A 26,045-nucleotide genomic window follows, 5' to 3' on the forward strand; every position below is an offset into this window, starting at 1 on the left:
TCTAATGTTTCATTGGATTTTTTCTACAAATATTTGCAAGTCTAGTCATAGCTTATACTTCGACTTGTTTTTTTGACCATCTTACACCATATCTCCAAAGTGCTATTGTTGCAAGGAAATGAATTATCCAATAAATAATATGTCCAACTACATCGCCAATTTGAAAACCGTCCAATTTGCCTGAAAATATTTTAAAGAACCCTAATAGAATTCCGAAAAGAGCCGGCAGCTGTCCAACAATTGCAAGAGTTAAAATACCTGCAAGAAGAATAAAAACAAATCCCAATATTCTTTTCGAAGTCATATGAGTCTTTTTTAAGGTTGCTGCTAATGTTTTTGCGGCTTGGTGATGTAGCGGCATTCACCGAACGTCAAGCCCCAAAGCAATGCTGAATAATTGCACAGATGTTCATTAATTGTTGTCGTCAACTAACTATGTAAGCTGAAAATAAATTATTCTACAAGAAATATTATATTTTCAATGCCATTCTTTTAGGCCGGGATTAAAGCTAAATCACGAACTATAGCTGAAGTTAGCAACAACCAGCCGCAATAAAGCCAAACCTCCTGTTGGTGGCAGTTATTTCCTGTCATACTTAGTGTTGTATCCAGGATTAATTTCTGGTCGCAAAGCATTTGGATAGTTGAAGTCAGTCTTTATGTCCACTGAAACCTGCTTTAATTTTTTGAATATTTCATACACATTTGGAATTGCTTCCCATCGGTCATAATGCTTAGACGTTACTCCGTCGTCAGTTTGTGTCCTGCCACTAAATATTTTAATTGTCCCAACATTAAATGCTCTTTCAACAACGTTAACTGTTACTTCTATGTCCGATATTTTGTCGTAGTCAATACTCTTAAAGTCAATACCTATAAAACCTGTTCGCATCATCACTCTTTTGTTCGTAAATGCATAACTTGTATTAGAGTAGGAAAATATCTTTTGCAGAAAACTCCAAAGGAAAAAGATGATTGGAATTGCTGCCATAATAAAAAAGGAACTTCCGATTGAGTTGTCCATACCAGTAGCACTTTTAATCATAGCAAAAGAAATACCACCGAATACTATTATCCCAAATCCAACAGCTAGTCCGGTTAAAGCATATGGAATAAATTTAGGTTTAGCAGTCCATAAAATCTCCTCTTCGTCATCTCTTACACTCTCAAAGTCTGGTAATAAGTTTCGGTTAAATTTTGAAGCCATACATTTTAGTGTGTTTTGATACTTAGAACCAACGGCCAGGTATTGCTGATGTGCGGCCCCTCGGTATTATCTAACCAATATATTAAAAATAAATTTGTTGTTCGTAGATTTTAGTCTTCACTTTTAAAAAACCATGGGTCCCACTTTTTACCAGTCCAAAATCCTTTTTGCTTTTTCCTGACTAAGCTTCCATTCCAAATTTTATACAACCGCTCATTTTTAAAGAATAATTTGTCAGGGCATATCTGATAATTCTGCCCACCAGATGATAAATATATTGTGTCTGAAAATGAAATTCTTTCTGGCTTTTCGTCTTCTGATAAGATAAGGGTGTCAACTAGGGAGTTGCTACGATTCAAGTAAAGTAAAGTATCATATATTGGTTTCATATGAAAGAATAATGTGTCATTGACCAATGTCCATGTACCTTTTGTCCAACTTGATGCCAGGTCAAATTGCCAGGAATATTTGAATGTACTGTCAGAACTTAGTTCCACTCGACTTCCAAAATAGTCCCTATACCGTCCAAGCATTCTATTTTGGCCAAATGAACTTGTTGAAAGAATAATTAGAAAAGCAATTTTAAATATTCTCATAGCTGTTTGCCCAGAACGTTAAGAGTATTGCTTAAGAGGAACTTCAGTTTCACTATTCACCTCTGCCAGTTTTATATCCTTAACATTAACATGCGTTGTCCCATTAGAACAAAAAAATAGAAGTTCTAAATAAAATAAGCTGAAATTTTTGAGGGTTGTCATAAAAATTGCTTGAAACGTTCCAAACTTAGCGATGTGGCTGAATTTTTAAAAACGTGAAACCGTAGCCTCCAAATATTTTATAAATATAAGTTCATTGTGTATTCAATTGCCTGGTGTTATCGTCGTCCCGCCATATTGCCACCCTGTTTTGCGTTAGTGCTTTACTCATTGTCTAAATGGTAGTTTCCGAACGCTTTACTAAGGATAGGCTTGTTAGCGGTAGTTGTTCTTTTTCTTACTACGTCCACGATACAGAATAAGTAGCTTGTTTAAACTTTTTTGGTCTGTGTCAAAGTCGTCAATTTGTAAATGTTCTGAACCTTCCGGGTGCTCATATGTTAAATAATAATGAGTATACTTCCCTGAACCTTCGATAATTACTTCTTCATTTTCGATAGCTGACCATTGATAAAATTCTGTCGAAATAGTTTTTATCCCTTTGTCGTTGATAATAATTTGTGGTTCCGTATTAGTTGCCTCCTTATATTCCTTATATCCAAAATATGCTCCTACGACTGATAAAATAGAACCCAAAATATAACTGTCACTTTTAATAATTAAATAAATACCAAAAGCAAAACAGCCAAGCATAATTACCATTTCAATATAATTTTTCCCTTTTGAATAGAAAATTATTGTCTCATTTGCTATTGTGATGTCATCAATAAATAAATCGTCTTTAGTGAATTTATTTTGTAATGAAGTCCATTTTTCTCTGTCTGCCGAACTACGTATTTCAGTTTTTTCAAATAAACTATTGTCCGCCCAAATTAATTTTTCCTGGACGGCTCTTTTTTTAAGTTCGTTAACATTACGAACATTCTCAAAAGCCCAAAGTCTCCATTTGGTATTCATTACACTCCAATAGAGCCAGGCAAGTACAAAGGCAAGTCCAAAACCTACTGGAAAAATCCAAGTCGGTAGAATTTTTTGAATTCCCAAATAAAAACATAGCCCAAGTATCCCGAACATAATTATCATTACAGGATAATTTACCATTCGATGTCCTTTTGCTATTGCTTCATCAACTGTTACAGTTTCATTCATAAATTATTTCAATTGTGGTGTTTTACAATTACCCTTAACGAATGGGCATTAGCGCTGTTCGGCCCCGCACGACCGTCCAGCCCTTTTAGTGTTGAAATTTTTTTGTTTTTTTGAAATTGCGGATCCGTTCAACCCGCATATAAGCAATACCATTTTTGTACACCGTGATTAGTCAAATCCATACTCAAATTTAGCTGTCATTGATATTGAATCAATTTTGGCAATAACAACTCTTCTCTTATCTTTTGTCATGGCGTAAAATGAAAAACCAACACTGCTCTGGTACCATAACCCATTTACAATTCCAGGCCTAAGTGATTTGGAATCTATTACTCCATTTTCACTAAATACAGTGGAGTCATAATACATAGATTTGAGAATGGAGCCTTTAATACTTCCTAATGAGACCTTGTCCAATTTAATTTCATAGATTTTTGAAAAGTCCTGCATCATATCCTGGTATTCTTGCTTCGTCACAATTGCTGAATTTGGAATTTCGATATCAGCCAAGTTTTCAAACTCCTTTCTATAGCTCGTCGAGCAGGATGTTAATAAAATAAAGCCGACTAAATATTTACTTTTCATGTTTCGATGTCTGTCCTAGAAATGGCGTACAACGTTTTCGGGCTTTGCGTACAGACAAGTTTCTATACACACAACGGTGATTAAACACTTAACTTGAATAGAGGCACAAAGTTCCAAGTTTGCATGTCAACCCGCCAGATCCAAAACCCATGTCCGCCCCGTTATTCTCCTTTCTGTTCTTTAAAAATGTCTTCTAATGTCTCTTTGTATTTCGTGTATTTATAAAGGTTTCGTTCTTTCAAAATTGAACCAAGTAGCAAGTCGTTCTTTTCTTTTTCTGAACTACCTTCCTTGTTTAGGCAAATTAAATGATATAAAAGTGTCTCGTAGTATTTGTCAAGGTAATAACCTTTGTAACTCTGAATTCCTTTGTCCTTAACAATATTCATTTCAAAGTCCGTGAAATAAAAGTCTGTGTATTGAAAATATGGTCTGCCGTTGATTTTAGGAAACTTCTTAATATAGTCATATGCATTTTTTGTGTTTGCTGGCTTTACTACATTCATATAACCCCAAATAGTTGTTCCACAAAAGCTAATTGCTTGTAGAACTAAAATCCCCATTTCTGTATCGTCTTTAAGATTATAATCCTTTAACTTCAAGTCGGTTTTATAAAGGTCAAAAGGTTGATTTTTATTTCCAACTGCTGTAAAAACCATTTCATAATAATTATCAACCAATTCATAGGTCGGTATTTCTTTGTTTGATAAGCTGTCTATTAATTTATTGTTGTCAACTTGGTTTTCTTCTCTCAGGTTTAGATTAATTGCTCTGATAATGTATATATGTTTTAAAACCTTGTCGTCAGGTCTTGATAAGAACGGTTGAGTTAAAAGTTTGTTTTTAGTCGTTATACTTTGAGCAATAAACTCTGTCGCTACTTTCAAGTTTTCTGGAACATCTGATTTTATTTCTTTCAAAATATCTTTTGTCGGCTCGTTACGGAACATAAAGTCCTTGTAAGTCTTACCGAGTTCAATCATTTTTTGGTTTTCAGCAACCTGTCCAAATGTCAAAAAGGTCAAGCAGGTTACTAAAAATGTTAATGCCGTTTTTTTCATAGTCAATTTATTATTATTGTGTCTATATATAATAGGTGGTAACGTTCGCAGCCTGGCGTATTGGCGGCTACGGTATTCCGTTCGCTTAAACCAGCTGCTGTTTTTTTTAATTGTTCATTCTAAATTATTGCTGATGCTAGCCACAATTCCCGCCTGGACTAATGATCAATTGCATTCCATCCGTTGATGAAGTCTTCGTCCGCCGATATTATGTCAAACTGCCTGATTGCGTCTGTACTAGCATTAATGGCTGGGTGCCTTTTGAATAATTTCAAGCATTTGGATCAACTCTCTTTTTCTAACTTCAACATAGTCTTTGTCCCATCGACTTAGTAAAACAGGAAGTAATTGCCGCTTTATAGCAATTTCTACCAAACTTTTAAAGTCTGCATCAATCTTCCCCTCCATAACAAACTGAGCAAAGCCAATTCCAATAATTGAATTATCAAGACCTATTAAATGGGCACTCCCGATTTGGTCAGATGTTTTTACAACAATTTCCCTAAACTGTTTATCATCCATACTTTTGAATGACGTATCTACAGAATTTTTCAATGACTCTTTCAATGCATTTATTTGTTGATCAACTTCGACATCATTTTTTAGAGAAGGGGTATTCAAATATTTCATAATTGCATTGGAATCCATTTCCTTAGAATCAAAAAAAGAATATCCCCAGCTACTTCTTAAATCATTCAAATAAATATTTGTAGAAATTTTTAGATTAGAAGATCTCCATTTCCGAAAGCCATAGGCTGCATCACTCCCCTCATCATTTCCAAATGGAGCAGTCTCATCAATTTCACTGAATAAATATGGCTCCTTCATTAACTTCTGAGCGTTTGAATGAGAATTCACATATGTAAATCTAAATGTGTCCACGTATTGATTGTTCTCTTTAAAAAGCCCACTACTTTTTGAATATGAAACATTACTAGTTTCATTATTGCATCCTAAGAAAACAACAATAATTACTCCAAAAATGGTATTTAATAGGGTCATGGTATAGCCGCTAACGTTTTGCGGCTTGGCGTAGTAGCGGATTTTTAGCACAAATGTTCAATCAAAGAACTGCACTTGAACCTACCACAAAACTGTCATAAGAAGCAATGCACCCGCCATTACGCTAAACTGCTGTTAGCTGCTGGGTTTCTGTCGTATATTTTGTCGATAATGAAGTCGTCATAAAATAAAATTTTTTCAATGTCAGTGTCCGAAAAAGTCAGACCGTTGATTTTAGATTCAAGAAATTTCAACATTTCTTTTCCTCTTTGAGCTATCTTGACTTTTGACCAAGTGTCGTGTTGGCTTATGTCTATTTCGTTATAAGAACCTGTTCTAAAACGTTCTTTCTTGTCCAACCAACTTTTATTACCCAAAGAGGAATTTTTTCCGTTTTTAAGAATTGTCAAGTTGCCAAGTGAATTTATCAGAACTTTTCTTGCTTGTTCAATGTTGTCTTCTTCCAAACCTGCTGTAAAACCATTTACTGTGTCTTGCCAATTGTCCCAAAATTGCTGTGGAATTACGTGCTCTATTGTTGTTTCTAAATAATCATCAATGGTCACTTTGTCATTAGTTTCTTGTGCTTTATGTTTCAAGTGTTCTTCGTATTCGAACAAGAAATATTTTAATGCACTCCAACGATGAAAACCCTTATTTCCTCTTTCGTAAGTAAATAAAGATTTGAACGGTTGAATGATGTTAGGAACAGCAACGGCTGTTCCTAATAAATTCGTTTGCTTTTGATTGATTCCTTCAATAGTATCTTCGGCATTGTAAATATCTCGCGCCCAATTTGCCGTTGTTCTTTCGTCCATAATACCAATTCCCGGAACACAATTTCGGAATAGAATCTTTTCTAAATTCCCAAAAGTGTTTGCGTGAATTGAAGTGTCATTCGTTTGCTTCAAAATTGCGGCAAGGAATATTTTTATGTCTTTACGGCTTTCAAGAGTTAATATACGTTTTATCAATTTGGAATTGGAATTATGAATTTGATACCAAATTGGTGCTAACTCGGAAAGTTTTAAAATATAATCGTCTATTTTTTTGTAAGAAATTGGTTCTTCTTTTTTACCACTTTCGTCTAAATCGTATTTCTCGGGCTTGTTGCAAAACATATGAAAAACTTTTTCTTCTGCAACTTTCTCCGAAAATGTAGATTCAACGGGTTTTCTAAACAAAGACAAGTGAGCCGATAAAAATACATCCTCGTCAAGAATGTGTTCTGGGTTTTGTGCTAAACAAGTGTATATTTTTCCCCAAGCATCGTTGATTTTTTTTCGTAACGACTGTTTGTCTTCGTCTGGATTTGTTAGTTTTTCTGTTAGATAAATAAGTCTGTTTTTAAGTTTTTCAAGAGTTGAAAGCGGTTTTCCTCTATTGTTCATAGTTTCAAACACGGCTTGAACGTCCAAGTCTTTTTCTATTGTTCTAATGTCAAACTGAAGTGAGGTTGTAATCTTTTTGAATAAAATGTTTTTTTGAGAATCGTCAAGTATTGCAATTTTATCTTGAAAGAATTTTTTCGCAAATGCTAAATTTTTAGTGTGATGGTTTAAGTGTCCTTGATTAAGAACTACCTTATTGTCCTCAAAAATTGAATGGAGCAAAAAGTTGAAGTTTTTGTCAGTAAAAGCGTAGCTAAACTTATATACTTTACTTTCTCCCGACATATTCGATTCATAAACAAAAGTTTCTATTAGTTTTTCCTTTTTCTTTTCAGCATAACCAATTTCAGTTGCTTTAAGTAATTCAAAAAGTAGAATACTAATAGATGTTAGTCTTTGTTGTCCGTCAACTACATTGTAAAATTTAACACCTGATATCCAATTTTCAGCTTCTGTAGGATTTGTTTCTTCAAGGTAAATTGTTCCTGTGTAGTGGTTTTTTATTTCGTCATTTACAGTAGGAATTTCGTCTAAATCGTCCCAAAGTTCATTTAGTTGTTTGTCCTCCCAAGCATAGCCTCTTTGGTAGTCGGGTATGCGAAATATTCTTGTGCTAAATAAGTCTGTTAAATTTATTGCTGACATAGTTTAATGTTCAAATTTCCTTTTGTTGGTTGTCGTCATAGCCTTGCAGCTAACGGACAAATATTGCTGCAGTTGGGGAATTGACCAATTATCTGCCCGCAATTCAAGCTAAATTTATAATTAAAAGTTAATGACAAGAACTAATGACCGGTAGAAATCCTTCCGTTGAAACAAAAGCTTGGATATGCACTGCCGATGGTTGTACTTCCGTCCAGCCCCAATTGAAGCAATACTTTTGTTGGCAGTTAGTGCATATTATTGGGTGTCTCCTTTACCTTTAAATAAATAGTGTCCTTTTTTGCTGTGATTGCTTTTGTCAGCTTATTGATTGAAGAATCGAAATTTTCAATTTTAACAGGTTTGTCAATTACAAAACCTTCTTTTTTAGGATTAAAGAATAAAAGAACGATACTGAAAACAGTAACTAAAATACCAGTCAATGTATTTGCAATTCTGAATGAATTATAAGAATGAAGAAGATTGGTTGCTTTTTTATTATTAATTTTTAAATTTACATTAATGCAATATAGCAAGTCTCTTACTTCCTCTGCGTAAAATATTTCGAGGCTTTTGTCTTGTAAGCTTAATACATTTTTTGGCGAAGGCTTACTATAGGTAAAGTTTTTTACATTAAAGTTTTTAAGTGCATTTCGTATTGTCAACATATAAAAGCAAAATGCCAAAATCATTAATATAAGAAGTAAAAGCTTTACAATAAATTGAAGGTCGGTAACCTTGTCAATAAGGATAGGAACAAATAAACTAAGTAAAGAAAATATAATTCCAGTTTGCGAAATCAGCTGTGACGTTTTACCTTCTATTAATGTCAGCCTGCTACTTTCTTCATTCTCAAGATTTTTTAAGTAAATTTTGTGAGCTTCACTTTTCTTCTCGTCATTCTCTATTTTATAATCTCCTGGAATATATGAATACGGGTTTGTTTCATCAGGAACATAAAAAAGCCCAATTTTATTTAGAAATTCTTTCATTTTATTTGTTGGTTAGTTTTTTTATTATCGCTTCTGAGATATTCAAACCAGTTTGGGTTTCTATCCAAGCCCATTGTCCATTTGGATTTATTTCTAAGAAAATATAGTTACCGTCTTTGTCCTTTATTAAATCTATTGCACCAAATGAAAGATTTAAACACTTGACAATTTCAATACACAGACTTTCTACTCGTTTAGGTATTTCAATTGCTTTAAAAATTAGTCTTTTTTTTCTCCAATCTACCTCTGTTTCTACGTCATTTTGGGAATCTACCGATGCCGAAAAAACATTGTCACCAACTACTGTAACTCTGATTTCATATATTTTTTCTATTTCATTTTGATAGATACAAGGTGTTAAATCAAAGTTTTCAAGTTCGTCGATTTGCTTCTGGGTTATTCTACTTGTAAAAATAAAGCTAGGCGTTTCGTTATTGTCAATTCTTGTTTGAGAAATTGGCTTTATGATTATCCTTCCACCTTGCTCTTTATAAAATTTTTTTAACTCATCTTTTGAGGTTGTTATTAATGTACTAGGAATTTTAAAACCCAAATGTTTTGCAATCTTTAATTGCAGTAATTTATTTTCAGCTCTATAAACAGAAAACGGGTCACTGACCCATTTAGCATCAACTATTGAAAACAAGTTCTTAATTAAGGAATCTGTTTCATTTAGAATATATATTCTTTCATTAAGCGATAACTCCTTTATTGTTGGCAATTGCGTTCTTCTAAACCAAACTGAACTAATATCATTCTCACCAAGTATTGAATAGCTGAAATTACTGTCTAGTTTAACCAAACTGTCATAAGTTAAAATATCCTCGCAATTAAATCGCTTGTATTTTGCCTTCCTTTGATTAAGCTTATTTATTACAAAGTCTGCTGTGAAATCAGTTTTGTGCGTAATGATTAATAGCATTGTATGGTTTGTCTTGGTCAGCAGTTTCAGAAGATTCCGTTAAGGTTGTTGTAGCCATTAGATTTTGCAAAGCCATCCTGTCTTTATCACTATCCGAAGATTCTGAATGAGTGAATGTCCTGGTTTCTGTGTCCATAAGCATACTCAATCCACTCCTGTCAGAGTCTGCACTTTCACCTTGTGTTTTTGTGAAAGTTTCAGTTTCTAAATTCACTGTGTCTATAGCAGGCTGTCCTGTAAATTTGTTAATAGATAAATTCAGAGTGTCGTCATACTCAATTAATGAGTAGTCTTGAGGTTCACCTGTTGGGTTTTCTTTAAATTCAAAGATTAATGGTCTCATATTTTATATGATTAAAGTTTTAAAGTCTGTCAAATAGCAATACTGCCAACGGCAGGTATTTCTGATGTGCGGCCCCGCACGATCGTCCAACCCATATGGTGTTAAAAGGTGTTTTGATCTTAGAACTTGCGGATCTATCCCGCCCGCATATTAGAAATACCATTGTTGGCTGCAGACGTTCAAAAATAATTCACTTTCTCCATTCCTTTATCTCCACTTTTTGCACCGTCAAGTTAGTATTAAATGATACAGTCATTGCTTTAATGTAAACTGGATCTATGTCAGTCCCATATTTTTTATCAATATCATATTCAATTACTTTCCCATTTTCTTGAACATACTGGGGTTGTCCAAGCAACCCAATGACTTGACTATAGCTCATAGTTTTAAGATTATAATTGTCCGTCAAATCACTCAACATTGAATTTCTATTTGGGAAAGTCATTAAATCACCAACCTCACTCCATTTAGCTTTATCAAACTCCTGCCTTGACCGGCAAGAAATACTAAATGAAATAAAAAATAATAAAACGTAAAACTTCATAAATATTTATCTGTCCAGCAAATAATATTTGTTTACTTAATAGTACATTTTAGCCTTTCATCTCCAGACGAATTGCCCAAAAACGTTGTTCTATCAATCGGAATTCTGCATTATATTTCGGCTGACACATCCACGGAGTCCAAACGTTTGCAGCCAACGCTAATATATATGATATTATCTACCCAATATATTCCAACCTTTGTATTGCTTTTCAATAAGTTAGCGTTATACTATTCAGATTGTTGTTAGGACAATCCACATATTAACAGTTAAAAACCTTTGCCCTGTATTTCCTGTAAATGGTCATTTCGGGGCAAGGCTTCGCCACCTCGGTCACATATAACCGAAATTTTGGCTTTTAAACATATAAATAAATATTCAATAATTTATAGGGGAAAATCCCGTACCGGTAACTATATGTTTTTTACCACAAGTGCTAAATGAAATCAGTTAATTACTGACAGCCGTTCCGCAAGCTGTTGGTGCAGGCAAGGAAGCCTGTATTGTCCGGATGGATTCCAGGGAATACGCCGCCGGATTCGCTCAAATAAAAACCAAACCCCGGGCAGTAGGAATTGAACCAACTGGTGCAATTCTTCACCCGCCGGCCTGGCTGCCATTGTTTGAAAATTGTAGGTATTGCTTTGAAATCCGTTAGGCAGGTTTTTGCATTTCAAATTCCTTTACACCATGAAAGTTATAAACCAGCAGCCGTTATGAAATCCTTAAATTTATGGGAAATGAGCAAGGTCGAAACCATAGAAGAATTCTATAAACGGAAATTCGATTGGATGCCTGATAATATCCGTAACGAGATCGGGCATTTCAACGTATTTAAGTTGGATCCTTTTGTGGGTGACAAGGCCCAACCCGTACCCTATAAACGGCGGGATTATTTTAAGATCATGCTGGTGATCGGGTACAGCAAAGTGCACTTTGCCGATACCGTTGTTGAAGTACAAAAACAGGCATTGTCATTTTCCAATCCGCAGATACCCTATAAATGGGAACACCTGGATAAAATACGGAGCGGCGTGTTTTGCATCTTTGACCAGCATTTTTTCCACCAGTACGGAAACCTAAACCAGTATAGTGTCTTCCAGCCCGGCGGACAACATGTCTTTGAACTGACGGATGAACAGGTGGACCAGGTAAACAGTTTGTTCCAGCGGATGTTTGAAGACATTAATTCTGATTACATCCATAAATACGACCTGTTGCGCACGATTGTATTTGAACTGATCCATTTTGCCCTGAAAATGCAGCCGTCAGAAAAATTTGACAAACAACCAATCAACGCATCCCAAAGGATCTCTACCTTATTCCTGGAATTGCTGGAACGCCAGTTTCCGATTGACGATAACCACCAGTCGGTAAAACTGCGCTCCGCGACTGATTATGCAAAACAACTAAATGTGCATGTAAACCACCTGAACAGGGCTGTAAAGGAAACAACAGATAAAACCACTTCGCAGATCATTGCAGAACGCATCCTGCAGGAAGCAAAAATTTTGCTGAAGCATAGCGCGTGGTCCGTTTCTGAAATCGCCTTTGCCCTGGGCTTTACCGAAGCCACCCATTTCAACAACTTCTTTAAAAAACATGTGCAGCTAAGTCCGGTTAAGTTCCGGAATGTTTGAAAATCGTAAGTTAAACATTGAATTTCATACACCAGGATTTCAGAAATGACCTTACTTGCAGTTGCTTTCGGTGGCGCTTGTCATTTAATTTTTTTATCATATTTAATTAAGTAGCAAATCATGATTGTTTCGTATTTCAATAATATGTCATTATCACTGCTGAAACGTTATTTAGCCATTTGCCTTGCCCTTTCACTGCCGGCATTCCAGGCAAACAGCCAGGTGGTAACTTTAAAAAATGCATTGGCTACAGCCCTGGAAAACTATGGTTCAATTAAGGCGAAAGCAGGTTACCTGAAGGCCTCAAAGGCCCTGGAAAAAGAAAGCGCATTAGAGCGCTTACCTGATTTCGGCGTCGCTGCGCAAAACTCCTATGGTACCGTCAACGGGCAATTCGGGCCATCATACCCCAGCAAAATATCAAGCACTTCCTCCGCCGGGCCTATCTTCCTGGAACAAAACTGGAACGCCGCCTTTGGCTCATTATATCTTGCCAATATCAACTGGGATATTTTCAGCTTTGGCAGGGTGCGGCAGAATATAAAAGTAGCCAGAGCGCGGGTGTTAAGGGACACGCTGGACCTGGAACAGGAAAAGTTCCAGCACCAGGTACGCGTATCCGCAGCTTATCTGAATTTGTTAGCCGCACAACGTTTAAGGATATCCCAGCAAAAAAACCTGGACCGGGCTAATGCACTCGGGGCAGTCGTAATAGCGCGTACAAAAAACGGGTTAAACGCCGGCGTTGATTCTTCCCAGGCAAATGCAGAGATATCAAATGCAAAAACAGCACTCACTAATGCGATCGATTTTGAAATGGAGCAGCGCGGCCAGCTGGCCCAGTTAATGGGTGTGCCCTACCAGGATTTTTTCCTGGACAGTTTGTTCCTAAACAGGATACCTGCTTCCCTGTTTGATTCAGCTGCCCCAACAAAAGACCATCCGTTATTAAAATATTACCAAAGCCGGATCGATGTAAGCAAGCAACAGGAGAAATTTATTGACCGGTCTAAATTACCCGTTGTTTCCGTGTTTGGTGTAATGCAGACCAGGGGCTCCGGTTTTGGAGATACCTATAGCCTTGTCCACCCGGAGGATTATACGCATAACTATTGGGAGGGCATTAAACCAGACCGCAGTAATTACCTGCTGGGAATGGGTATTGCCTGGAACCTGACCAGTATCTTAAGGGTAAACCAGCAAGTGGCCGCACAGCAGTGGACCTCTAAAGGATTAGAAGGGGAATACGAAGTGGTAAGCCAGCAAATCAAAACACAACAGGCACTGGCTGTCGAGAAAATTAAAAACGCACTGGCCAATTACCAGGAAGCCCCGGTACAAACGAAAGCGGCATCTGACGCATACCTGCAAAAGTCAGTATTGTACACCAATGGCCTTACCAATATAGTTGATATTACACAGGCCCTGTACACATTAAACAGGGCAGAAATCGGCCGCGATATTGCGAATATCAATGTGTGGCAGGCATTGCTGTTAAAAGCCGCAGCCAGTGGCGATTTCAGTTTGTTTATAAATGAATTTAAATAGAAGGTGTTCTATAAAATAGTTACCCATGGGCCTTATAAGAAGCGCACTTAGAAAACCAATATCCGTATTGGTACTTGTAATAGGTTTATTCTTTTTCGGGATCAACGCCGTCCGCAATGTCAAGGTTGATATTTTCCCGGATATGAATTTACCGGTAATTTATATTTCACATCCCTTCGGTGGTTTTACACCCACACAAATGGAAGCTTATTTTGGCAAGCAGTATGTCAATTTGTTATTGTATGTATCGGGGGTAAAAAGTATTGAAACAAGGAATATACAGGGCCTTACCTTAATTAAACTTACTTTCTACGAGGGTACAAATATGGCCCAGGCCGCATCTGAAGTAACAGCCTTTACCAACCGGGCGCAGGCCATTTTCCCGCAAGGGTCCCAGCCACCATTTATTTTACGTTTCGATGCCTCCACTTTGCCTGTTGGCCAGTTGGTGCTCAGTAGTACCAAACGGTCAAACAATGAACTCATGGACCTGGCGAATGTGTATGTGCGCTCTTCTTTCACCTCCATACCGGGACTGGTATCGCCGGCGCCTTTTGGCGGGAACGTGAGGACGGTAGTTATTAAAGTAGATCCGCAATTATTACGGATCCACAACCTCACGCCAGACCAGGTAGTAGAAGCATTGCGGGTTAACAACCAGGCAACGCCCGCGGGCAATGTAAGGATAGGCGACTACAACTATTATACACCAGCCAACACCACCATTAAAAATGTAAAAGACTTTGGCGACATACCGATATTTAAAGGAAGTGTGCAGAATGTTTACCTGCGGGACATAGCCAGTGTAGAAGATGGGGCAGATATAACCAGCAGCTATGCCTTGATAAATGGCAAAAGGTCCATTTACATGCCCATCACCAAATCGGCAGATGCATCTACCTGGGAAGTCGTTCAAAACCTGAAAAAGGCCATTCCGCGTTTCCAGAATTTATTACCGGAGGACGTGAAATTATCCTATGAATTTGACCAGTCGGTATACGTGATCAATGCCGTAAAAAGTTTGATTACAGAAGGGGTTATCGGTGCTATCCTTACAGGCCTGATGGTGCTGCTATTTTTAGGAGACCGGCGCGGGGCCCTGATAGTTGTTTTAACGATACCCACCTCAATAATATCGGGCGTATTGTTCCTGCACCTGTTCCACCAGACCATTAATATCATGACCCTCAGCGGCCTGGCCCTTGCCATTGGCATATTGGTGGATGAATCAACGGTAACCATAGAAAATATCCACCAGCATCTAGCCATGGGCAAGCCAAAAGCCCTCGCCATATGGGATGCCTGTAAAGAAATAGCCTTCCCCAAGCTGCTGATATTGCTTTGTATCCTGGCTGTATTTGCACCAGCTTTTACGATGACAGGGATACCAGGCGCCTTGTTTTTACCATTAGCCATGGCTATTGCTTTTTCCATGATCACTTCCTATTTATTGTCGCAGACATTTGTGCCTGTCATGGCAAACTGGTTAATGAAAAGCCATCACCACAAATCAGCTTTAGACGGCCATACACTATCCGATGAAGAAGAGTATTTAAGTTTGGGGATTTCAGCGGCAGATGAGCATGATACCTGGGACCAGAAAAGGAAATTGCTGGAAAAAAATACGGCTAACGGAGATGTAAAACTGACGCGTTTCGAAAAATTCAGGGACCGCTTCCTGCGCTTTTTAGACCGGTTCTTCCGGTATAAAAAACCTGTTGTCCTCCTTTATACCCTTTTAACCTGTGGAGCAGTTGCATTGTTGTTTATGAAAATCGGCCGGGATGTATTGCCGAAAGTAAATGCCGGACAGTTCCAGGTGCGGCTGCGGGCTGCAGACGGCACCAGGTTTGAACGAACAGAGGAGAAAACAGTCAAGGCCCTGCAAATACTCGAGGAGCTGGTTGGCAAAGACAATATAAGCGTGACTTCTGCCTTTGTAGGGCAACACCCGGGCCTATTCTCAACCAGCCCGATCTACCTGTTTATGAGCGGGCCTCAGGAAGCGGTGTTGCAGGTGGCGTTGAAAGAGGATTATAAGGAGCCTTTAGATGATTTAAAAGAAAGGTTCCGGCAGAAAGTAAAGGCAGAAATCCCTGATGTGCGGCTATCCTTTGAACCGATAGAGCTGACCGATAAAATCCTCAGCCAGGGGTCGCCAACACCTATCGAAGTAAGGATATTAGGGAAGGACAAAAAACAAAATGAGCAGTATGCCAACAAAGTAATCAATAAGCTGCAACAGATCGCCTACCTGCGGGATGTCCAGCTGGCCCAGCCAGTTAAATACCCTGCCATAGATATTGATATAGACAGGACCAGGGCAGCGCAGTTGGGGGTAACCGTTTCCGATATATCCCGTTCATTAATTGCCTCTACGTCATCATCACGCTATACAGAGAAAAACGTATGGATTGACACAAAAAGCAACCAGAGCTATGGCGTACAGGTAGAGATACCCGAAAATCAAATGGCCAGCGAAAACGATATCAGGGAAATACCGGTGCTGGCCAACCAGTCAAGGCCTGTGCTGGGAGATGTAGCCGATACAAAACTGGATACCACCTATGGAGAGAATGACAATTTAGGCGCCATACCCTTCCTTTCCGTAACAGCGAATATAAACGGTAAAGACCTTGGTACAGCAACAGCAGATGTGAAAGCCGCCATACAGTCGATAGGGGAATTGCCGCGCGGACTGACCTTAGAAACAAAAGGCCTGAGCGAAGTACTGACAGATACATTAAGCAGCCTGCAAACCGGATTACTTACAGCGGTAGTCGTGATCTTCCTGATGCTGGCTGCAAATTTCCAATCCTTCAAGGTATCCTTGGTCGTATTGTCTACAATACCAGCCGTGCTCCTGGGATCACTTGGTATGCTGATGCTCACCGGTTCCACCCTGAACCTGCAATCCTATATGGGCATGATCATGTCGGTGGGCGTATCCATCGCCAATGCAGTGCTATTAATAACCAATGCAGAACACCTGCGCCGCCACAACGGCGATGCCCTGTTGAGTGCAAAGGAATCAGCAGCTTTGCGATTACGACCAATATTAATGACCAGTGTTGCCATGGTAATGGGGATGATACCGATGGCATCCGGTTTAGGGGAAGGAGGCGACCAGGCCGCGCCATTGGGCCGCGCAGTTATCGGCGGACTGATTGCATCCACGTTTGCCGCTTTACTTGTATTGCCCCTGGTATTCGCCTGGGTACAAAATAAAACGTCAACGACTTCTGTATCACTCGATCCTGAAGATGAAGAAAGCAAACATTATATCCCTGAATTGCAACAAAAAGCATAACCAGTTTAGAAATAACTATAAAAATGTTCCTTAACCGTTCAAACAACCTGGCAATGAACCTGCGCTTAAATACATTATCAAAGATGAAGATGATCCCATTCAATGGTTTGCTGTTAACCGTTTTGTTATGCAGTTGCCATCCTGGAGAAAAGCAAGAGCAAAAAAGCAAGGAACCACAGCAGGCAGCAGATGTGCCGGCAACTGAAGTATTTCCGTTACAAAGAGGAAGACTGTCATCGTCTTTACAAATACCCGGTGAGTTAATCGCCTTTCAGCAGGTGGATCTATATGCCAAGGAAAACAGCTTTGTAAAGAAGTTGTATGTCGACGTGGGTTCAGAAGTAAAGGCAGGGCAGTTGCTCGTAACTATGGAAGCACCGGAACTCGGTTCCCAATTAGCAGGTGCGTTATCCAATATACAATCACGCGAAGCCATTTACACGGCAAGCAAAGCAAACTATGACCGTTTGTATGCAACTAGCCAGACCCCCGGCACTATTTCCCCGCTTGACCTTGAGCAGGCAGCTGCACGCAAAGCCTCTGATTTAGCCCAGTTGCAGTCAGCCAAAGAAGCTTACCAGCAAATAGCAGAAACACAAAACTATTTACAGATAAAAGCGCCATTCAATGGTGTTATCACAGCCAGGAATGTAAATCCGGGTGCCTATGTAGGTCCATCCGGCAAAGGTTCAGAGCTACCCTTATTCACCCTCAAGGAACAGAAAAAACTGCGCCTGGTTATATCAGTTCCTGAGGCTTACACAAGCTACCTCAGCCATAAAAACGAAATAAGCTTTACCGTAAAATCGATGCCAGACCAGCAATTCAAGGCCCACATCAACCGGATGGCCGGAGCGCTTGACAATAAATTACATGCACAAAGAATAGAGATGGATGTGGAGAACAATGACAAGAAGTTATTACCGGGAATGGTAGCGGAAGTCAATTTACCATTACCGGCAAATGACAGTACTTTCATTGTTCCAAAGTCGGCAGTCGTCAATTCGACAGAAAAGGTTTTCGTAATTCGTGCTGTGGACAGTAAGGCGGAATGGGTGAATGTAAAAACCGGAAGGGCCAATAATGATTCAATAGAAATCTATGGCAGTTTACATCCTGGTGACCAGTTGCTGAAAGCAGCCAATGAAGAAATAAGGAATGGCAGTGCGCTGAAAAAAATAAAACAATAAACTGCAACCGGGATTAATCATGATTGCTTTGTACCATTGACAGGTTATGCATAATAATAACGGAAAAAAAGGTTTCTATCTTATCCTGATACTGGGGTTGCTAACAGCCATCGGGCCATTTTCCATTGATATGTACCTGCCGGCATTCCCGGATATTGCAAAAGGGCTGAACACAACTGTTGCGAAGGTGATGTTATCGTTATCCAGTTTCTTTATTGGCATTTCTGCAGGGCAGTTACTCTATGGACCGCTGCTGGAAAGGTATGGCCGGAAAAAACCCTTGTACGCCGGGCTAAGCATCTATCTGCTTGCATCGATAGGTTGCGCTATGGCAACATCAATAAATGCCTTGATCATGTTCAGGCTGCTGCAGGCTTTGGGTGGTTGTGTAGGTATGGTAGCGGCGCGTGCAATGGTGCGGGATTTATTTGAAGTAAAGGAAAATGCTAAAATATTTTCTTTGCTGATGCTGGTGGTTGCTGTGTCACCGATCATAGCACCAACATTAGGCGGCTATGTAACAGCTGCTTTTGGCTGGCGGTACGTTTTTATTATGCTGATTGCCGTAGCGCTCATTATCCTGGCAGGCATCTATTTTTTATTACCGGAAAGCAGGAAGCCCGATCCAAATTACTCACTAAAGCCAAAGCCCATCATTGATAGTTTTATGGGCATCATCAGGCATCCGCAGTTTTATACTTATGCATTCACGGGCGCAATCGCTTCTGCCGGGCTATACGCTTATATCAGTGGCTCACCCCATGTATTTATGGAAATATTCCATGTGAGTGAGCGGCAATACGGATGGATATTTGCATTGATAGCCATGGGGCTTATCGGTTCTGCCCAGATCAATACGGTGTTGTTAAGAAATTACAAGAGTGAACAAATCATTAAAGCCGCTTTAAGTACCCAATGCATCATCGGGTTGATTCTTGCCGGCACCACCTATTCAGGCTGGAGTGACCTGTTCGTTACCATCTTTCTCATATTTATATATTTGTGCTGCCAGGGATTTATCTTTCCCAATTCTTCTGCACTTTCCTTAGCGCCATTCGGTCACAATGCAGGCAGTGCCTCGGCATTACTGGGAGCCATTCAAATGTTCATAGGTGCCGGCGCTTCGGCTATGGTCAGTTTTTTACAAAACTATTTCTCGCCAATGACCGCAGTTATGGCATTTTGTACCCTGTCTGCATTTTCTGTTTTGAGTTTGGGAAGAAAGTTTATTGTACAGCAGGCCTCCACAGAAGCAGTAGAAGAAGAAGACGTGGAGATGATAAGTACGCTTTGACCATTCAGTAAATTTTTGTTTAAATAAATATCAGTTATGGAAATAAAAAGAATTGGGGTGCAGCCTTCAGGTGTTGGACCCGCCGACTGGTTTACCGGTACGGTGCGCATTGATCCGTTGTTCCAGGCAGGTGCACCGGCACGTGCAGCCGGCGCCAGTGTCACCTTTGAGCCGGGTGCAAGAACAGCGTGGCATACACATCCATTAGGGCAAACATTGATTATAACTTTCGGTTGTGGCTGGGTGCAGCGTGAGGGTGGACCGATTGAAGAAATCCATCCGGGCGATGTAGTCTGGTTTCCGCCAGGTGAGAAACACTGGCATGGAGCAAGCCCGACAACGGCAATGACGCATATCGCCATACAGGAACAGCTTGATGGGAAAATGGTTGACTGGATGGAAAAAGTGACCGACGAACAATACCGGAAGTGATATGTTTGATTTTCGTAAGTCTTTGTTTCAATACAGTTATTTTAGGTTTGCCACCATCACTAAGTTTGTATTCAAATTATTCAGCAATGCAAAAAAGAAAACTTGGAAACAGCGGATTAGAAGTATCGGCAATAGGCCTTGGCTGCATGGGATTGAGCTTTGGCTACGGTCCTGCAGCAGAAAAGCAGGACGCCATTACATTAATCAGGAAGGCTTACGAGCTAGGTGTTACTTTCTTTGATTCGGCAGAGGCCTATGGCCCGTTTATGAATGAAGAGTTGCTGGGTGAAGCGCTGCAACCATTCCGCGACCAGGTTGTCATTGCGACCAAGTTCGGTTTTGAACAGGGAAAAACAGAACTGGGTATGAACAGCAAGCCAGAAAACATCAGGAATGTCACAGAAGCTGCACTTAAAAGATTAAGGACTGACAGAATTGACCTGCTCTACCAGCACCGTGTTGATCCGAATGTGCCGATAGAAGATGTTGCCGGAACAGTGAAGGAATTGATTGGGGAAGGAAAAGTAAAGCACTTCGGCATGTCAGAAGCAGGGGCTGCAACCATCAGGAAAGCCCATGCGGTACAACCAGTAACCGCCCTTCAGAGTGAATACTCCTTGTGGTGGAGAGAGCCGGAAAAGGAAATCCTGCCAACACTGGAAGAATTAGGTATCGGGTTTGTTCCATTTAGTCCACTTGGAAAAGGATTTCTTACTGGTGCTATAAATGAGAACACAAAGTTCGATAAAACCGATTTCCGGAATATCGTACCCCGCTTTGCTGAGGAGAACAGAAAGGCCAACCAGGTGGTAGTTGAAAAGCTCACTGCTTTTGCCCGGAAGAAAGATGCGACACCTGCACAGATCGCCCTCGCATGGGTGCTGGCCCAAAAGCCCTGGATCGTTCCTATTCCCGGAACAACGAAGATCCATCGACTGGAAGAAAACCTTAAAGCAGAAAAAATTGTTTTAACGCAGGATGACCTGCTTGAGATAGAGAGCGCATTCGCAGCGATTGAGGTTCAGGGAGCAAGATATCCGGCAGCGCTTCAACAGCGTGTTGGCAAGTGATTGAATGGCAGATTGTATGCTGGTCTTTGAAACAGAAAATATGCAGAAAAGAAACCGTTCTTTATTGATTTTAATCTTAGGCTTGCTTTCCGCCATAGGCCCTTTCTCTATTGATATGTATTTACCGGGATTCCCAACAATTGCCAACGACCTGCATACATCTGTCGGCTATGTTGCCTATTCCCTATCGAGTTTTTTCATTGGCATCTGCGCCGGGCAATTAATCTGTGGGCCATTGCTGGATCGGTTTGGCCGCAAAAGGCCACTGTATGTTGGCCTGGCTATTTACATCGTTGCATCACTGGGTTGTGCCATGTCCAATTCCGTGGATTTGCTGATCGGTTTTCGTTTTCTCCAGGCCCTGGGTGGTTGCGTTGGCATGGTAGCGCCAGGTGCAATTGTACGTGACCTGTTCCCGGTAAATGAGAATGCAAAAATATTCTCCATGCTGATTCTCATATTAGGCGTTTCGCCCATTATAGCGCCAACTGTGGGCAGTTACCTGATCGCTGCATCCGGGTGGCATGCCATTTTTATCCTGCTGGCCATCATCACTGCCTTAATATTGACAGCCGTAATTTTCCTGTTACCGGAGAGCAAGCAACCAGATCCTTCCCTGTCGCTAAAGCCGCAACAAATCTTAAATAGTTTCCTGTTGGTATTAAAGCAACCGCAGTTTTTCACCTATGCCTTTTCCGGTGCAATTGCAGCAGCAGGTTTGTTTGCCTATTTAGCCGGATCACCGTTTGTCTTCATGAAGATTTATATGGTCAGCGAAAAACAGTATGGCTGGATATTTGCGCTTATAGCCGCAGGGCTTATCACCAGCAGCCAGTTGAATAATGTACTGCTGAGGAAATATAACAGTGCGCAGATCATCAGGGTAGTGCTATTGGTACAAACCACCATCGGGCTGCTTTTATTCCTGGGCAGCTTTTTTGGCTGGCTCAACCTGTATGGTACCATCTTCCTGATCTTCCTGTTCCTAAGCTGCCAGGGGTTCAGTTTTCCCAATTCATCCGCCCTTTCCCTGGCGCCTTTTACAAAGGAGGCCGGAAGCGCTTCTGCCCTGATGGGTGCCCTGCAAATGGGCTTTGGTGCCTTAGCTTCAGCATTCGTTGGCCTGATCAATAATGGCACGACCCTGCCGATGACCGGTGTTATGGCAGGATGTGCTTTAGTTGGCCTTGTTATCCTTATCCTGGGGCGTAAACGCATAGAATTTGCATCCAGGATTGAGGATGTGGAAGAACAGGCATTTGAACAAATTGAAATGTATTAACATCATTCGTTTTCGTAACTTTTTAGAAAGAAATAATCCATAGTTTGAATCAATACTTATTACCATGGCCATCTTCAATTTGAACATCAACGGGAAAAAGCAGACAGTAGATGTTGACCCTAAAACGCCAATGCTTTGGGTACTGCGTGAGCACATCAAACTTGTGGGTACCAAGTACGGGTGTGGTGTTGCCGCATGCGGAGCCTGTACCATCCATTTTGATGGAATTGCCGTTCGTTCCTGCCAGTTGCCCGTTTCCGCTGTTGGGAATAAATTGATAACCACCATCGAGGGATTGTCGGAAAACGGTGACCACCCTGTGCAGAAAGCCTGGCTTGAACACGACGTTGCACAATGTGGATACTGCCAGACGGGGCAGATCATGAGCGCTGCCGCTTTCTTAAAAAAGAATCCCAATCCTACTGATGAGCAAATTGAATCGGCCATGAATGGCAATATCTGCCGCTGTGCCACTTATTTAAGGATCAAGGCTGCGGTAAAAACCGCTGCTAAATCTCAAACACTTTAAAACTCCCGGCAAATGACAACAGTAAAAACAACCATTAACCGGAGACATTTCATAAAGGTTTCTGCCCTTGGAGGCGGAGGAATGATGTTGAGCTTTAGCTGGCTTGCCGGATTATTGCCCTTACCGGCTGAGGCTTCACCCCTTTCCAAAGATTGGTTTGAGTTGAACAGCTATATCAAGATCGCAGCAAACGGAGCAGTTACCCTGATGTCTCCAAACCCCGAATTTGGGTCCAACGTCAAGACATCCATGCCAATGATCCTGGCTGATGAGTTGGACATAGACTGGAAAACCGTTATCGTTGAGCAGGCCGATTTCTTTCCGGAACGATTTGAACGCCAATTTACAGGTGGCAGCCAGGCCATCCGCCAGGGATGGAAAATCCTTCGCACTGCAGGAGCTACCGCCCGGCAAATGCTGGTCAATGCTGCTGCAAAGACCTGGAATGTACCTGCGGGCGAAATCACCACCGAAGCCGGAATGCTTTACCACAAGGCGAGTGGCAAAAAAGCAGGCTATGGTGAAATAGCTTCCGTTGCAGCAGGACTGCCTGTTCCCGAAAAAGTTCAATTGAAGAATGTGAGGGATTTCAAAATTATCGGCACATCCAGGAAAAACGTTGAAGGGCTGAATATTGTGACTGGCAAACCTTTGTTCGGGATAGATTACACACAGGAAGGCATGCTGATAGCTATGATAGCGCATCCACCTGCATTCGGCCTGAAAGTAAAATCGGTAGATGATACTGCGGCGAAGTCCATGCCCGGCATCAGGGATGTATTTACCATCAAAACCCTTAAGGACGATTACGAAAGAAATGGTTTTGACACAGCCACTTTTACGGAGTTGGTAGTAGTGGTGGGCAATACCACCTGGGAGGTGATGAACGCCAAAAAGGCCCTGAAAATAGAATGGGAAAAAATTTCCGACACGAATATAGTTGTCAATGGCTGGGGAGGTAAGAAAACAGTCAGGATCCCTGTCGGCCTTGAGAGCACAACGGAGCATAAAGCCAAAATGGCCGAATGGTCGAAAAAACCCGGAAAGGTGCTCAGGAAAGACGGTGACCCGGAAGGCGCTTTTAATAAAGCAACCAAAGTCATAGAGAGAACTTATTCAGCCCCATTCCTGGCACACAATACCATGGAGCCGGTCAACTGTTTTGCCCATGTCACTGCAGACAGGGCAGACCTATATGGCCCTATCCAGGCACCAGAGTTCATTACAAGAACCCTTTCTGCGCGCCTGGGATTGCCAAAAGAAAAGATCCATATCAGGCTGGCCAGGATGGGTGGTGGATTTGGCCTGAGAGCTTACGGGCATCATATGGTTGAGGCTGCGGTCATTTCCCAAAAACTGAATGCCCCTGTCAAGTTGGTATATACGAGGGAAGACGATATGACTTACGGCATTTACCGTCCGACCTACAGCGCTACCTATCGTGCAGCATTAGACGAAAAAAACAACCTGCTCGCCTTCCATGTAAAAGCAGGTGGGATTCCCGAAACTGCAATTCACCCTAATCGCTTTCCCGCGGGAGCCCTTGACAACTATCTCGCAGAAGGCTGGGAGATTGAATCCAATATCACCATCGGGGCCTTCAGGGCACCAGGATCCAATTTTATAGCCAGTGCCGAGCAGTCCTTCCTTGATGAACTGGCAGAACAAATGGGCAAAGATCCCATTGAATTCAGGCTGGAACTCCTGGACAGGGCACAAAAGAATCCTGTAGGGAAAGACAATGACTATGATCCGGAACGCTATGCCGGGGTCTTGAAACTGGTGAAGGAGAAATCCAAATGGAATCAGTCCCAGGCCAAAGTCAACCGGGGCGTTTCAGCATATTTCTGCCACAACACTTATGTAGCCGAAGTAATAGACCTGGTGATCCAAAACAATAAGCCCGTCGTTCAAAAAGTATATGCCGCAGTAGACTGTGGGATTGTTGTGAATCCCGATGCAGCAATCAACATGGGTGAAGGCGGCATTGTTGACGGTATCGGGAATGCCCTGTATGGTGAAATGCCATTCAAGGAAGGAGTGCCGCAAAAAAATAACTTTAATACGTATCGTATGATCAGGCACAGCGAAGCACCTAAGTCCATCGAAATCCATTTTGTGGAAAATGACAAAGATCCTACCGGTCTCGGTGAGCCGCTGTTTCCCCCCATCTTTGCAGCGCTTGCTAACGCTTTATACAAGGCTACAGGCAAGCGGTTGTATGAACAGCCGTTTTTGGGGAGCAAGCAGACTTTACCGGGGTAAATAATACAACAGCCTTAGTGCAGTAATTTATTCAGGTAGTTATAACTATTGGTAACATTTTGCAAGGGTTGCGGAGCCCCATCCTGTTCCACAAAGAAATATTTCATACCCGACTCTTTGGCATTATCGAAAATGCGTTTGAAATCAACAATGCCCGTGCCTACTTCCGCAGGATTCATGGTGTTTTTATCAATATCCTTTACATGCCACAATGGAAAACGACCGGGATGAAGTTTAAATAAAGCAACAGGATCTTGTTTCGCTTTGGTTGCCCAGGCAAGATCCAATTCCATTTTCACCAGGTCTTTGCCGGTGTTGGAGAGGATATAATCAAACGGACGATGGCCTTCAACTTCATCAAATTCGCTGGTGTGGTTATGGTAAGCAAATTGCACCCCCACTTTTTTACAGGCTTCTCCTGATTTGCTGAATACATCTACAGCTGTTTTCATTTCATCCAAAGAGTTTACCGGTATGGCTGAACAAACCAGGTATTTTATTCCACCTTCAGCAGCAGCATCAGCAAGTTCCTGGTAATTTTCTTTAAGGTTAAGCGGTTTGGGCATGTCCTTATAACGCTCCATCATTTTTTGGATCCTTGCTGAATCATCAGCAGTTTTAGCCATCTTCATAACCTGTTCCAATGTAAATGGTGCCCCGCCAACATGAGCAGATCGCCAGGTCATACCGGCATCTTTAATCATGGCAGCCAATTCCTTTGGTTTGAAACCGTAAAAATTACCTTTTTGGGAACCCGCAGTTTCTACTTCCTTAAAGCCAATGGCAGCAAGTTTTTGTAAGGTGCCTTTGGGATCTGTTATCATAAGGTCACCGAGCGTGTATAACTGAAGCCCAATGCCAGGCGCAGCCTTAGTTCCAGAAAAAAATTCCGCTTTTGCGTATTGACCAAGAAGCAAACCGGTAACTCCAATTGCTCCTGACTGAATAAATTTTCTTCTTTCCATTGTATTACAATTTTAAATAAAGGCCA

At 41.0% G+C, this 26,045-nt stretch carries 23 protein-coding genes; 10 read left to right on the forward strand and 13 right to left on the reverse strand.

What is annotated here, in order from left to right; translation table 11 throughout:
• Window positions 1-52: 52 nt before the first annotated feature.
• From LAQ65_RS09360 to LAQ65_RS09415, 12 genes are all read right to left on the reverse strand, one after another.
• A complete protein-coding gene (locus LAQ65_RS09360) occupies window positions 53-304 on the reverse strand; it encodes a hypothetical protein (protein WP_224116687.1) in 252 nt (83 codons plus the stop codon).
• 276 nt (window positions 305-580) lie between these two features.
• Window positions 581-1,207: a PH domain-containing protein gene (locus LAQ65_RS09365; RefSeq protein WP_224116688.1), complete on the reverse strand. Its 627-nt coding sequence runs from the start codon at window positions 1,205-1,207 to the stop codon at window positions 581-583.
• 110 nt (window positions 1,208-1,317) lie between these two features.
• Window positions 1,318-1,803: a hypothetical protein gene (locus tag LAQ65_RS09370; protein WP_224116689.1), complete on the reverse strand. Its 486-nt coding sequence runs from the start codon at window positions 1,801-1,803 to the stop codon at window positions 1,318-1,320.
• Window positions 1,804-2,178: 375 nt separating this feature from the next.
• Window positions 2,179-3,012 carry a hypothetical protein gene (locus tag LAQ65_RS09375; RefSeq protein WP_224116690.1) on the reverse strand — a complete coding sequence of 278 codons (834 nt, stop codon included), beginning with the start codon at window positions 3,010-3,012 and terminating at the stop codon, window positions 2,179-2,181.
• A 168-nt stretch (window positions 3,013-3,180) separates the two neighbouring features.
• Window positions 3,181-3,597 (reverse strand): hypothetical protein, encoded by a 417-nt coding sequence (locus LAQ65_RS09380; protein WP_224116691.1) that lies wholly within the window; start codon window positions 3,595-3,597, stop codon window positions 3,181-3,183.
• A gap of 161 nt (window positions 3,598-3,758) precedes the next feature.
• Entirely contained in the window at window positions 3,759-4,658 is a 900-nt protein-coding gene (locus LAQ65_RS09385; RefSeq protein WP_224116692.1) for a hypothetical protein, read from the reverse strand.
• A 243-nt stretch (window positions 4,659-4,901) separates the two neighbouring features.
• A complete protein-coding gene (locus LAQ65_RS09390) occupies window positions 4,902-5,660 on the reverse strand; it encodes a hypothetical protein (RefSeq protein WP_224116693.1) in 759 nt (252 codons plus the stop codon).
• A 119-nt stretch (window positions 5,661-5,779) separates the two neighbouring features.
• On the reverse strand, window positions 5,780-7,696 hold the full coding sequence (locus LAQ65_RS09395) for a DUF262 domain-containing protein (protein WP_224116694.1): 1,917 nt from the start codon (window positions 7,694-7,696) through the stop codon (window positions 5,780-5,782).
• A gap of 245 nt (window positions 7,697-7,941) precedes the next feature.
• Window positions 7,942-8,685, reverse strand: coding sequence for a hypothetical protein (locus tag LAQ65_RS09400; RefSeq protein ID WP_224116695.1), 744 nt, complete (start codon window positions 8,683-8,685; stop codon window positions 7,942-7,944).
• A gap of 1 nt (window position 8,686) precedes the next feature.
• Window positions 8,687-9,607: a hypothetical protein gene (locus tag LAQ65_RS09405; protein WP_224116696.1), complete on the reverse strand. Its 921-nt coding sequence runs from the start codon at window positions 9,605-9,607 to the stop codon at window positions 8,687-8,689.
• Window positions 9,579-9,950: a hypothetical protein gene (locus tag LAQ65_RS09410; RefSeq protein ID WP_224116697.1), complete on the reverse strand. Its 372-nt coding sequence runs from the start codon at window positions 9,948-9,950 to the stop codon at window positions 9,579-9,581. Before LAQ65_RS09410 ends, LAQ65_RS09405 begins: the two co-directional genes overlap by 29 nt.
• A gap of 190 nt (window positions 9,951-10,140) precedes the next feature.
• Window positions 10,141-10,494 (reverse strand): hypothetical protein, encoded by a 354-nt coding sequence (locus LAQ65_RS09415; protein ID WP_224116698.1) that lies wholly within the window; start codon window positions 10,492-10,494, stop codon window positions 10,141-10,143.
• Window positions 10,495-11,210: 716 nt separating this feature from the next.
• Between LAQ65_RS09415 and LAQ65_RS09420 the strand changes: the two genes are divergently transcribed.
• From LAQ65_RS09420 to LAQ65_RS09465, 10 genes are all read left to right on the forward strand, one after another.
• Window positions 11,211-12,134 carry a helix-turn-helix domain-containing protein gene (locus LAQ65_RS09420; RefSeq protein ID WP_224116699.1) on the forward strand — a complete coding sequence of 308 codons (924 nt, stop codon included), beginning with the start codon at window positions 11,211-11,213 and terminating at the stop codon, window positions 12,132-12,134.
• A 144-nt stretch (window positions 12,135-12,278) separates the two neighbouring features.
• A complete protein-coding gene (locus LAQ65_RS09425; RefSeq protein ID WP_224116700.1) occupies window positions 12,279-13,682 on the forward strand; it encodes a TolC family protein in 1,404 nt (467 codons plus the stop codon).
• A gap of 25 nt (window positions 13,683-13,707) precedes the next feature.
• Window positions 13,708-16,992, forward strand: a complete 3,285-nt coding sequence (locus LAQ65_RS09430; RefSeq protein WP_224116701.1) for an efflux RND transporter permease subunit — start codon at window positions 13,708-13,710, stop codon at window positions 16,990-16,992.
• A 53-nt stretch (window positions 16,993-17,045) separates the two neighbouring features.
• Window positions 17,046-18,182 carry an efflux RND transporter periplasmic adaptor subunit gene (locus LAQ65_RS09435; RefSeq protein WP_224116702.1) on the forward strand — a complete coding sequence of 379 codons (1,137 nt, stop codon included), beginning with the start codon at window positions 17,046-17,048 and terminating at the stop codon, window positions 18,180-18,182.
• Between the two features lie 46 nt (window positions 18,183-18,228).
• Window positions 18,229-19,476, forward strand: a complete 1,248-nt coding sequence (locus tag LAQ65_RS09440; protein WP_224116703.1) for a multidrug effflux MFS transporter — start codon at window positions 18,229-18,231, stop codon at window positions 19,474-19,476.
• A 36-nt stretch (window positions 19,477-19,512) separates the two neighbouring features.
• Entirely contained in the window at window positions 19,513-19,908 is a 396-nt protein-coding gene (locus LAQ65_RS09445) for a (R)-mandelonitrile lyase (RefSeq protein WP_224116704.1), read from the forward strand.
• A gap of 86 nt (window positions 19,909-19,994) precedes the next feature.
• Window positions 19,995-20,978 carry an aldo/keto reductase gene (locus LAQ65_RS09450; RefSeq protein ID WP_224116705.1) on the forward strand — a complete coding sequence of 328 codons (984 nt, stop codon included), beginning with the start codon at window positions 19,995-19,997 and terminating at the stop codon, window positions 20,976-20,978.
• 40 nt (window positions 20,979-21,018) lie between these two features.
• Complete coding sequence (locus LAQ65_RS09455) at window positions 21,019-22,260, forward strand: multidrug effflux MFS transporter (protein ID WP_224116706.1); 1,242 nt, start codon at window positions 21,019-21,021, stop codon at window positions 22,258-22,260.
• Between the two features lie 64 nt (window positions 22,261-22,324).
• Complete coding sequence (locus LAQ65_RS09460; protein ID WP_224116707.1) at window positions 22,325-22,789, forward strand: (2Fe-2S)-binding protein; 465 nt, start codon at window positions 22,325-22,327, stop codon at window positions 22,787-22,789.
• A 12-nt stretch (window positions 22,790-22,801) separates the two neighbouring features.
• Window positions 22,802-25,054: a xanthine dehydrogenase family protein molybdopterin-binding subunit gene (locus LAQ65_RS09465; protein ID WP_224116708.1), complete on the forward strand. Its 2,253-nt coding sequence runs from the start codon at window positions 22,802-22,804 to the stop codon at window positions 25,052-25,054.
• Window positions 25,055-25,068: 14 nt separating this feature from the next.
• On the opposite strand, the gene LAQ65_RS09470 is transcribed toward LAQ65_RS09465, so the two are convergent.
• Window positions 25,069-26,019 carry a sugar phosphate isomerase/epimerase family protein gene (locus LAQ65_RS09470; protein WP_224116709.1) on the reverse strand — a complete coding sequence of 317 codons (951 nt, stop codon included), beginning with the start codon at window positions 26,017-26,019 and terminating at the stop codon, window positions 25,069-25,071.
• Between the last annotated feature and the right edge of the window lie 26 nt (window positions 26,020-26,045).

It is taken from the genome of Flavihumibacter profundi (assembly GCF_020076305.1).
GTDB classification, from domain to species: domain Bacteria; phylum Bacteroidota; class Bacteroidia; order Chitinophagales; family Chitinophagaceae; genus Flavihumibacter; species Flavihumibacter profundi.